The following is a 10936-nucleotide window of genomic DNA, read 5'->3' on the forward strand; positions in this document are numbered from 1 at the left end:
GGCGCGATCGACGCCGTCATCGGCCTCGCCGTGGTCCTCGTCAAACTCGCCGGCCACTGAAGCCGCGCCGGCGACGACGGCCGCGAGGAGGCTGCCGCACACCCGGCCGACACGCCGCCGCGGACCCCGCCCGTCCGGCGGGCTCCCGGTGCGGTAGCGGCGTACCGTCCCGGGTATGGGAGCTGCGCCGTTCCGCCGACGCGGGGCGAACGGGTGCGCCCGCCCGGCACGGCGCCGGCGGGCCGCGGACGCCCGTCGCCCGGAGGCCGCCGCGCCGCTGCGGCGGTGCCGTGGCCGGGGGAGAGGGGCCGGCGGTGTCCGCGGCCGCTGAGACCCCGACCCCGCCCGTTCCGCGCCGTCCGCCGGGCGACGCCCTGGTGACGGCGCTCGCCGCCACCGTCCGCCGCGCGGGCGCCAGTGTCGCCGGCCTCTTCCTGCTCGCTCCCGACGAACCGGTCCTGCGGCTGGCGGTGATGTACGGCGTGCCGCTGGACTTCGTCGCACCCTGGCTCCGGCTGCCGCTCAGCGGCCCCACCCCCGTCACCGACGCCACGCGCGAGGAGCGGCTGGTCTGGATCGGCAACCAGGAGGACATGGCCCGCAGCTACCCGAGGGTCGCCGCCGCGCTGCCCTACCGGTTCTCCCTCGCCGCCGCCCCGGTCGTCGGCGAACACCGCACCTGGGGCGCCCTCCAACTCCTCTGGCCGGCCGACCACCCCCCGCACGCCACCCGCCGCGACTGCGACAACGCCGCCACCGGCGCCCGGCGTGCGGCCCGGCTGCTCGACGCCGCCGCCGGCCCGCCCGACCTCCCCGAACAGCCGTGGATCGTCCCGGACGAACTCGTCCACCCGCGCCGGGAACAGGACGGCAGGGCCGCCGCCGACTACGCCGAGCGGCTCCCCGAGGGCGCGCTCGCCCTCGACCTGGAGGGCCGGATCACCTTCCTCACCTCCACCGCCGCCCGGCTGCTCGGAAGCCCCGCCGACGACCTGATCGGCGCGCTGCCCTGGAACGTCCTGCCCTGGCTCGACGACCCCGCGCTGGAGGAGCGCTACCGCACGGCGGTGATCAGCCGCGAACCCACCCGCTTCACCGCGCTGCGCCCGCCCGGTCACGCACTGGAGTTCCAGTTCTACCCCGACCCGGGCGGCATCAGCGTCCGGATCACCCCGAGCATCCGGCAACCGACCGCCGGGCCCGCGCCGACGCCTCCCGGCGGGCCCCCGCAAGCACCCGCGGACGGGCCCTCCGACGGGTCCTCCGACGCACCCTCCGACGAGCCCTCGGCCGGGACGCCCGGCCGGCCGGCCGTGTCGTCCGCGAACTCGATCGGACGGCTCCAGCAACTCATGCACCTGACCGCCGCCCTGACCGAGGCCGTCGGGGTGCGCGACCTGGTCGGCACGGTCGCCGACCAGATCCTGCCGGCGTTCGGCGCCCAGGCCCTGATCCTCTCCGCCGCCGACGCGGGACGGCTGCGGATCATCGGCCACCGGGGCTACTCCACCGAGGCCGTCGAACGGCTGGACGGCCTGCCGCTGGACACCGGGTTCAGCCCGGTCGGGCGGGCACTCGCCGACGGCACGCCCTCCTTCTTCGCCAGCCCGCAGGAGATGGCCCGGGACTATCCGGAGGCGCCGCAGATCACCGGCAAGCAGGCCTGGGCCGTCCTCCCGCTGATCGTCTCCGGCAGGCCCGTCGGCGTCTGCGTGGTCTCCTACGACCGCCCGCACGCCTTCACCGCCGACGAGCGCGCCGTCCTGACCTCGCTCGGCGGCCTGATCGCCCAGGCGCTGGACCGCGCCCGCCTGTACGACGCCAAGCACGACCTCGCGCACGGCCTGCAGGCCGCACTGCTGCCCCGCACGCTGCCCCGGATCGAAGGGCTGGACTTCGCCGCCCGCTACCTGCCCGCCAGCCTCGGACAGGACATCGGCGGCGACTTCTACGACCTCATCCGGCTCGACGAGCGCACCGCCGCCGCCGTCATCGGCGACGTCGAGGGCCACAACGTCGCCGCGGCCGCCCTCATGGGCCAGGTCCGCACCGCGGTGCAGGCCCACGCGGCCGCCGGCGCCGGCCCCGACCAGATCCTCACCCGCACCAACCGCCTGCTGGCCGACCTCGACCCCGACCTCCTGGTCTCCTGCCTGTACGCCCACCTCGACCTCGTCCGCCGACAGGTCACCATCGCCTCCGCCGGCCACCCGCCGCCGCTGCTGCTGCGCCGCGGCGGCCGTGCCCACGTGCTGGACCTGGAGCCGGGCCCGCTGCTGGGCGTCGACGTGTCCGCCGGCTACCCGCTCACCACGCTGCCGCTGCCGGACGGCACCCTGCTCGCCCTCTACACCGACGGCCTGGTGGAGGTGCCCGGAGCCGATCCCTCGCGGATCACCGCCGCCCTCGCCGACCACCTGGCGGCCCATCGCGCCGACGGCCTCGACACCCTCATCGACGGTCTGGTGCAGGTCGGTTGGCCCTCCGGGCGCCACACCGACGACATCGCCCTGCTCCTGCTGCGGGCCGGCCGCCCCCCGCTCTGAACCCCCGTGCTGCGCCGAACCCCCTGCAGCTCCGAGCCCCGGCCGCTGCGGACCTCCGATGCCGCGGCCTCAGCGGTTCAGCAGGGCGGCCACCTCAGCGGCCCGGGCCGCCCCCTGCCGGCGGCCGGCCTCGGCCACGGCCGCCCGGCGCGAGGCGTCGAGCAGATTGCGGCCGATGGCGCGGCGGGCGTCGGCGTCCGGCGTGAGCACGAGGACCTCGGCGCCCTCCGCGGCGAGTTCGGCGCCCTGCTCCTCGGCGTGCGGGTGCGGTCCGACCGCCCGGGGCACGGGGGAGAGCGCGAGGACCCGGCGGTGGCCGCGTGCCAGGTGGACGTTGGTGGTCGACCGGGTGCCGCCGTCCATCCAGCGCCGTCCCGCGACCGACACCGGCGGCCACAGCACCGGTACGGCGCAGCTGGCGGCCACCGCCTGCGGCAGCGGCACCCCCGAGGACGCGTCGAAGACCGCCAGCCGGCCGGTGGCCGCCTCCACCGAGGCGAGCCGCAGGTCGCGGTCGGGCCAGTCGTGGACGCCGTCGAGCAGGGTGGTGATCGCCGCGAGGACCTCCGACTCGGGCACCGTGCGGGAGGCGAGCGCCGCCCGGCCGAGCCGCCGCACGGACCGCTCCGGATCGCGGGCGGCCAGCGCGGCCCAGAGGAAGCGCGCGGTCTGAGCGACCGTCACCCGGACGGTCACCGCGGGGGTGCCGGCGAGCTCGCCCGCGAGGAGCTGCGCGGGATGCGCGCCGGCGGTGAGCCGGGCGCCGAGGACCGCACCCGCCGAGGTGCCGATCACGGTGTCGGTGCCGGTCGGGTCGGCCCCGGCCTCGGCCAGTCCGGCGAGGACGCCGATCTCCCACGCGCCGCCCAGTGTCCCGCCGCCGCCGAGCACCAGAGCCGTGTCCGCCATCGTCCCGCCCCTTCGATGAAACGGGGACAACTCCCCGTTTGATGGTCCGACAGTAGCACCGGCGCCACCGGGGCCGAGGCCGGGCCCGGGGCCGGGGCGTGGACGGCGGTGAGCCCGCCCCCGGGCAGGTACGGGCTCACAGGAAGGGGGCGGGCTCACGGGAAGGGGCGGGCGGACGGACCCACGGGACGGCCCGGCGGGGCCTTCGGCTCAGGACAGGGTCGGGATCACCGCCTGGACCTTGGAGGCGACCTCCTGGGGGAGCGGGACGTAGCCCTTCGCGCCGATGGCCTGCTGGGCGGGCTCGCTGATGGTGTAGGCCAGGAAGGACTTGAGGGCGTCCAGCGTGCCGGACTTGTTGCCCTTGTCGCAGACGATCTCGTACGTCACCAGGACGATCGGGTAGGCCCCGGCCTCCTTGGTGGCGTAGTCGAGGGTGAGGGCGAGGTCGCTGCCGGTGCCGGCCACGGTGGCCTTGGCGAAGGTGGTGGCGGCGTTGTCGGCGGTGGCCGCGACGGGCTGCGGGGCACCGGTACTGATCGCGGCGCTCTTGAGGTCGTTGGTCCGTGCGTAGGAGAGCTCGACGTAACCGATCGAGTTCTGGACCTGCTTCACCTGGGCGGAGACGCCGGCGGAGCCGTTGGCGGACTGGCCGCCCTGTCCGGCCCAGGTCTTGCTCGGCGGGTACGGCCAGGCGCCGTTGCCGGCCGCCGCGAGGTAGGCGGTGAGGTTGGCGGTGGTGCCCGAGTCGTCGCCGCGGTGGAAGTTCTGGATCGTGGTGTCCGGCAGCTTCGCGTTCGGGTTGAGTGCGGTGATCGCCGGGTCGTTCCACCGGGTGATCTGCCCGTTGAAGATCTTGGCGACGGTCGGGGCGTCGAGCACGAGGTCGTCGACGCCGTCGACGTTGTAGACGATCGAGATCAGGCCGGCGACCATCGGCAGGTCGATGCCCTGCCCGCCGGTGCACACCTGCTCGGAGGCGGTGACCTCCTCCGGCTTCAGCGGGGCGTCCGAACCGGCGAAGGTCACCTTGCCCTGGTTGAACTGCTGCACGCCGGCGCCCGAGCCGCCGCCGCCGTAGGTGACGGTGATGTCCGGGCAGGCGGTGCCGAAGGCGACCTTCCAGATGTCGATGGCGTTGGCCTGCGCGGTGGAGCCCGCTCCGAGCAGCTGCCCGGAGCCGTTGCAGGCGATCGAGGCGCCGCTCGCCGGGCCGGACGGTGCGGCGCCGGTGGTCGGTGCCGGGTCGGAGCCGCACCCGGCGGCGGTGGCGAGGACTGCGGTGAGGGCGGTGGCACCGGCCAGCAGGCGGGCGGCGGACATGGTCCGGCGGATCATGGGGATCTCCAGGTCGGCGGACGCGGACGGCGGTCGGGCCCATCGTCGGCCCGTGCTGCACACCGCCGCACGGTCGACATACCGCCGACTCACCCGAACGGGTGGCTCCGCCGCTCCCGTTCTCCCGCCCGTGGTCTGCTGTTTCCCTTCCCTTAACCCGAAAGTCCGGGGTTCGTCACCGGCCTTCGGCAGGGTCGCCGACGAAGGTGAGTTGACTATACAACTCGGCCCGCGACGGCCGCCCACCGAAGGACCCCGCATGTCCGATCCCCGTGCCCTGTCCGGCTACTGGCTGCGCGACAACTGCCCCTGCGTCGAGTGCCGCGACCCCGGCAACGGCCAGAAGCTGTTCCAGATCACCGACCTGCCCGCCGACCTCGCCGTCCGGGAGAGCGCCGAGCGGGACGGCCACCTGACCGTGCTCTGGACCGACGGCCACCGCTCCCGCTACCCGCTCGCCTGGCTCGCGGCCGCCGCCCCGGACGGGCACGGACCGGAGAACGCCGGCCGGCACCCCGGCGACCACCGCACCGAGGCGGCCAAACGGCTGTGGCGCGCCGCCGACTTCGCCGCCGGCCACCCCGAGGCCCACTGGGACGCCCACCTCGCCGACCCCGCCGAACGCGCCGCCGTGCTGCGCGCCGTCCGGCACCTCGGCTTCGCCGTGCTGCGCGGCGTCCCCACCACCGACCGGCAGGTGCTCGCCGTCGCCCGCACCTTCGGCCACGTCCGGGTCACCAACTACGGCGAACTCTTCGACGTCCGCGTCGAACCCGACCCCAACAACCTCGCCGACGCGATCGGGACGCGCCGGTAGCGCGGCGCCCGGTGCGAATTGCTTCGGGTGCAGCCCTTCCCAGGGAACGGGCGGCCGTGGGAGAGTGTCCGCTCCTGGGGAGGCGGGTCTGTCACCTGGTGGAACAGGTGCTTCACGCCTCGCTGTGTCGGGTCCGCTCGCGCACACGGGCGGCACCGCGGGTGCCCGGCAGCTGCCATGCGGCCGGGCACTCGTCCGCGCCGCGGCAGGGGCCAGGATGCCGGTATGACCCCACCGACCCGCCGTGCGGAATCCTTCGACCCTGCCGACCGCGCCCGCCGCTTCGCCGGCCCCGCGACCGGAGACGAACGCCCGCTGCTCACCGACATGCTGGCCGCCCAGCGGCACACCCTGGAGCTGAAGTGCCGCGGACTGTCCACCGGGCTGGCCCGGCGTTCGGCGGAGCCGTCCACCCTCTCCCTGCTCGGCCTCGTCCGGCACCTCGCGGAGGTGGAGCGGCGCTGGTTCCGCCGGGTCCTGGCCGGGCAGGACGCGCCGGCGCTGTTCGTCTCGGAGGCCGACCCGGACGGGGACTTCGACGGTGCCACCGACGATCCGGAGGTCGTCCGGGCCTCGTGGCAGGCGTGGCGGGACGAGGTCGCCTTCGCCGAACGGTTCGCGGCCGAGGCGCCGCACCTGGACCTGGAGGGCCTGGACGACTGGCGGGGCCCGGTGTCGTTGCGCTGGGTGCTCGTCCACATGATCGAGGAGTACGCCCGCCACAACGGCCACGCAGACCTGCTGCGCGAACGCATCGACGGCGCGGTCGGTTTGTGACCCGCCGGCGCTCCCGGCGTACGGCGCGGCGCCAACCCGCCCGGCACGCAGCGCGACTGACGATGCGCCACCGATCATGGCTGCGGCGCGCTACCGTCTGATCACAGGAGGTGGTGTTGTGGCCGAACCCCAGGTATGCCCGGGATGTGCCGGGCAGCGCGGCACCGAGAAGGTGCAGCACACGGTGGAGGCGGACGGCGGCGGCGGGCAGGTGCACCGCGAGCACCGGTACTGGTCGCCGTGCGGTCGGTGCGGCGGCGCGGGGGTGGTGTACGGATGAGGTCCGTGTTCGTCTGCCGGGAGTGCTCGCTCAGCTACCTGCCGCCCGAGTCGCTCGCCTACAGCGACGGCCCGGCCAGCCCGGTCTGGTGCTCGATCTGCCAGCAGCGCGCCGCCGACCTGGGAGTTCCCGAACCCGCCGCGGCCCGGGCGGTCGCCCTGCTGGCCGCGCGCAGCGCCGCCGGTCGGGAGGCTCCGCCCTCGGCGGCCCGCTCCGGCCCGGACGTCCGGCCCTCGCGTCCGGCCCTCACCCGCCGGTCGGGGTCCGGCCCGGGCACCCGTACGCGGCTCGGCTGACACCCCGTCGGCGGTCCGTCCGTTCCCGCAGACTCCGGTCGGCCGCTCCCGGCCCGGCTCCCGCTGCTCCTGGCGGCGGACCGGGTCGCGACGCGCCGGAGGGGGCGTGTACCGCAGCAGTCCACGCCCCTAGAATGCCGCCCGCGAACGGTATTACTGGCCGGTAGAAGCGGGGGTTTGCATGGCGGACGATCGGGTGCACGCATTCGGCGACGACGTACTCGGGGACCACGACGCGGTGGCGCTGGCCGGACTCGTCCGGTCCGGCGAGGCGAGCCCCGACGAACTCGCGGAGGCCGCCGCGGCCCGTGCCCGGCGGATCGACGCGGCCCTCGAACCGGTCGCCTTCGCCGCCCGCCTGCCGCGGCTCACCGCCGACAGCCGACTGGCGCCGTTCTACGGCGTGCCCACCTACCTCAAGGACAACGTCGACCTGCGCGGCATGCCCACCGGGCAGGGCAGCGCCGCCTTCCGGGCCCGGCCCGCCCGGCGCACCGCAGGGTTCGCCGACCAGTTCCTCGCCACCGGCGTCGCCGTGCTCGGCAAGTCCCGGCTCCCCGAGTTCGGCCTCAACGCCTCGACCGAGTACGCCGCGGCGGAGCCGGTGCGCAACCCCTGGAAGCCCTCGCACTCGCCCGGCGCCTCCTCCGGCGGCTCGGCGGCCCTGGTCGCGGCGGGCGTCGTGCCGATCGCCCACGCCAACGACGGCGGCGGCTCGATCCGCATCCCCGCCGCCTGCTGCGGGCTGATCGGCCTCAAGCCGACCCGCGGCCGCCTGGTGCCCAACGACCAGGGCCGCCGCCTGCCGATCGACCTGGTCACGGACGGCGTGCTCACCCGTTCCGTCCGGGACACCGCCGCGTTCTTCGCCGCCGCCGAACGCCACCACCGCAACCCCGCACTGCCCCCGCTCGGCCTGGTCGAGGGCCCCGGCACCGGCCCGCTGCGGATCGGCCTCGTCCTCGACTCGCCGCTCGCCGACACCGACGCGGCCACCCGCCGCGCCGTCGAGGACACCGCGCTCCGCCTGGAGGCCCTCGGCCACCGGGTCGAGCCGACCGTCCTGCCCTTCGGCGAGGAGTTCTCCCGCGACTTCACCCTCTACTGGGGCTACATCGCCTTCCTCATCGCGGCCACCGGCCGACTGATGCTGGACCGCAGCTTCCGCACCGGCCGCCTCGACGGCCTCACCTCGGGCCTGCGCCGCAGCTTCCACCGCGAGTTTGCCCGCATCCCCGGTGCGCTGCGGCGACTGGGCCGCGCCGAGCAGGCCTACGCCGAACTCTTCCGCAGCCATGACGCCGTGCTCTCCCCGGTGCTCGCGCACACCGCCCCGCCGATCGGCCACCTCAGTCCCAACGTGCCGTTCGAGGAGCTGATGGGGCGACTGCAGCGGTACGTGGCGTTCACCCCGGTCAACAACGTGACCGGGGCGCCCGGGATCTCGCTGCCCGCCGGCAGCACGGACGACGGCCTGCCGATCGGCGTCCACCTGTCCGCCGCGCACGGGCAGGAACGCGTCCTGCTGGAGCTGGCGTTCGCCCTGGAGGCGGACCGCCCCTGGCGGCGGATCCAGGACTGACCGGCGGATCCGCGACCGCTCGGCCGATCCGGCACCGACCGCAGGATCCCGGCGCCGACGCGGGGATCCCGGCACCGACCGGCGGAGTGCCGCGGCCCGCGGCGGAGTCCGCCGGTCGGCCGGAGACCTCAGGAGTGGAAGTTCCGCTGCCGGCGGTGCTTCGCCAGCACGGCGAGCGAGTCGGCCGACGGCGTCCGGCCGTCGCTCGCCGCCGTGTTGCGCTCCGCGTTCCGCAGCCGCGCCGCGGGCCGACAGCGGATTCCGGTCGGCGGAACCGCGGTAGCCGCTCCGGCGTCCCCGTGAGCGGGGTCCCCGCCCGGGAGCTGGGATGATTGGGCTGATATCGTCCTGATTGTCCAACTGCCCTCCGGCGCGGCCGAGTCCGGGCCGAACGCCGTCACCCGGGAGCGCCCTTGCACCGCGCCGACCACCACCAGCCCGCCGCCGCGAGGCCGTTCCGACTGCTCGTCACCGGCGGTGGGACGGGCGGTCACACCTACCCCGCGCTGACCGCCGTGCGGACGCTCCGCGCCCGGCTCGGCGCCGCCGGGCAGGGGCTGGAGGTGCTCTGGGTCGGCACCGCCGAGGGCCTGGAGGCCCGGGTCGCCGCGAACGAGGGCATCCCGTTCGCCACGGTGGCGACCGGCAAGATCCGCCGCTCCTCGAACCCGCTGAAGATGGCCTCGCCCGCCAACGTCCGCGACATGTTCCGGGTCGTCCGCGGCATCCTGCAGGCCCGCAAGGTGGTCGCCAACTTCGCCCCCGACGTGGTGCTCGCCACCGGCGGCTACGTCGCCGTCCCGGTCGGCCGCGCCGCCGGCCGGTGCGGTGCGCCGCTGGTCGTCCACGAGCAGACCGTCCGCCTCGGCCTGGCGAACCGGATGCTCGCCCGGATCGCCGCCCGCTTCGCGGTCTCCTCCGAGTCCACCGTGCCGCTGCTGCCCGAGGGCGCCCGGGCCCGGGCCGTGGTGACGGGCAATCCGGTCCGCCCCGAGGTGTTCCACGGCGTCCCCGCCAAGGCCGTCGAGGCGCTCGGCCTGTACGGCTTCGACCCGCACCTGCCCACCGTGTACGTGACCGGCGGCGCCCAGGGCTCGCTGCAGATCAACGGCCTGGTCGAGGAGGCGCTGCCCTGGCTGCTGACCGGCGCCAACGTCGTGCACCAGTGCGGCGCCGCGCACGCCGACGGCCTGCGGGCCCGGGCCGCCGCCCTGCCCCCGCACCTCGCCGCCCGCTACCTGGTCACGCCCTTCGTTGGCCCCGAACTCCCGGACGTGCTGGCGCTGGCGGACGTGGTCGTCTCCCGCAGCGGCGCCGGGACGATCGCCGAACTCACCGCCCTCGGCAAGGCCTCCGTGCTCGTTCCGCTGGCCTCCTCGGCCGGCAACGAGCAGGCCCACAACGCCGGTCACCTGCAGGACTCCGGCGCGGCCGTGGCGCTGCTCGGCGAGGTCACCGCGGATGGCCTGTGCCGGGCCGTCGCGCCGCTGCTGTCCGACCCCTCGCGCCGTGCCGAGATGGCGCACCGGGCCCGCGCCCAGGGCCGCCCCGACGCCGCCGAGCGCCTGGTGGACGTCCTGCTGGAGGCCGCCGCGGCGAAGTAGTCCGCGGGCGGCTCCGGAAACCACGCGCCGACCGGCGCTCCCTGCGGGGGAGCGCCGGTCGGCGCGTTGCTGCGCGGGGTCGCGGCGGACTACTGGCCGTTCACCTGGGCCTGGATCTCGGCGTCGGCCACGGCGATGGCGACACCGAGGGCCTCGGTGATGTGCCCGGCGGCGGACATCACCCGGGCCGTCCCCACGATCGGGGCGATGGCCACCAGGACGTCCTGCAGCTGGCTCGCGGTCACATTGGCCTCGACGGCCGGACCGAGGTGGGCGAGGTAGGAGATCGTCGGTGCGTCCATGGCGGCGAGCGCGGCGATCCGGGTGAGGATGAGCATGTCCTCGCTCATCCCGCACCGCTCGATCGAGTCGATCGTCATCGCGGCGAGGGTGTCCAGGACGGGCGTTTCGGACGTCGTAGGCATGGTCGACTGCCTTCCGAGGAGTGCGGAGCGGAACGGCCGCCGGGCGCGTGCACCCGTTCGGCCGCTTGCAGTCCGACCCTAGGTCAGCCGGCCGGATCACGCCGTCCCGGTGTCCGGCATCGGAGTGGTTCCGTCGGCGGGCCGGTGTGTCCGCGGCCGGGAGCCGGCCGCCGACAGGGTCTGCCGGACGGATCCGACGACCCTGCCCGCCGAGTCCCGCAGGCACGTCCCTGCGCGGGTCCACCCGCGGCTCGCGGACCCGTACCGCTAGGCCGTGTCTCATAATTGATCTTGTGGTGGGTCGAGGAGAGATAACGGATGCTGCGTGGGCTCGGATCGAGCCGTTGCTGCCGCAGCGGGAC

9 protein-coding genes are annotated in these 10936 nt (G+C 75.5%); 6 read left to right on the forward strand and 3 right to left on the reverse strand.

The window, feature by feature from the left end:
- The first annotated feature begins 314 nt into the window (after positions 1-314).
- Positions 315-2546, forward strand: coding sequence for a SpoIIE family protein phosphatase (locus AB0O09_RS38160; RefSeq protein WP_363550277.1), 2232 nt, complete (start codon positions 315-317; stop codon positions 2544-2546).
- A 69-nt stretch (positions 2547-2615) separates the two neighbouring features.
- On the opposite strand, the gene AB0O09_RS38165 is transcribed toward AB0O09_RS38160, so the two are convergent.
- Both AB0O09_RS38165 and pstS read right to left on the reverse strand, forming a co-directional pair.
- Complete coding sequence (locus AB0O09_RS38165) at positions 2616-3455, reverse strand: patatin-like phospholipase family protein (RefSeq protein ID WP_363550280.1); 840 nt, start codon at positions 3453-3455, stop codon at positions 2616-2618.
- 210 nt (positions 3456-3665) lie between these two features.
- Complete coding sequence (pstS, locus tag AB0O09_RS38170) at positions 3666-4793, reverse strand: phosphate ABC transporter substrate-binding protein PstS (protein WP_363550283.1); 1128 nt, start codon at positions 4791-4793, stop codon at positions 3666-3668.
- Positions 4794-5052: 259 nt separating this feature from the next.
- Here pstS and AB0O09_RS38175 point away from each other — a divergent pair, with 259 nt between their 5' ends.
- The 5 genes from AB0O09_RS38175 to AB0O09_RS38195 all read left to right on the forward strand — a co-directional run bounded on the left by AB0O09_RS38175 (position 5053) and on the right by AB0O09_RS38195 (position 10149).
- The gene (locus AB0O09_RS38175) at positions 5053-5610 is read left to right on the forward strand and encodes a gamma-butyrobetaine hydroxylase-like domain-containing protein (protein ID WP_363550285.1); all 558 of its coding nucleotides are present in this window, start codon (positions 5053-5055) and stop codon (positions 5608-5610) included.
- 225 nt (positions 5611-5835) lie between these two features.
- Complete coding sequence (locus tag AB0O09_RS38180) at positions 5836-6387, forward strand: DinB family protein (protein WP_344626988.1); 552 nt, start codon at positions 5836-5838, stop codon at positions 6385-6387.
- Between the two features lie 276 nt (positions 6388-6663).
- Entirely contained in the window at positions 6664-6963 is a 300-nt protein-coding gene (locus AB0O09_RS38185) for a hypothetical protein (protein ID WP_344626990.1), read from the forward strand.
- A gap of 181 nt (positions 6964-7144) precedes the next feature.
- A complete protein-coding gene (locus AB0O09_RS38190; RefSeq protein ID WP_363550289.1) occupies positions 7145-8545 on the forward strand; it encodes an amidase in 1401 nt (466 codons plus the stop codon).
- A 413-nt stretch (positions 8546-8958) separates the two neighbouring features.
- Positions 8959-10149 carry a UDP-N-acetylglucosamine--N-acetylmuramyl-(pentapeptide) pyrophosphoryl-undecaprenol N-acetylglucosamine transferase gene (locus tag AB0O09_RS38195; protein WP_363550291.1) on the forward strand — a complete coding sequence of 397 codons (1191 nt, stop codon included), beginning with the start codon at positions 8959-8961 and terminating at the stop codon, positions 10147-10149.
- Positions 10150-10238: 89 nt separating this feature from the next.
- On the opposite strand, the gene AB0O09_RS38200 is transcribed toward AB0O09_RS38195, so the two are convergent.
- Positions 10239-10574, reverse strand: coding sequence for a carboxymuconolactone decarboxylase (locus AB0O09_RS38200; RefSeq protein ID WP_363550294.1), 336 nt, complete (start codon positions 10572-10574; stop codon positions 10239-10241).
- Positions 10575-10936: the final 362 nt, after the last annotated feature.

It is taken from the genome of Kitasatospora sp. NPDC093679 (assembly GCF_040683455.1).
Taxonomy (GTDB): domain Bacteria; phylum Actinomycetota; class Actinomycetes; order Streptomycetales; family Streptomycetaceae; genus Kitasatospora; species Kitasatospora arboriphila.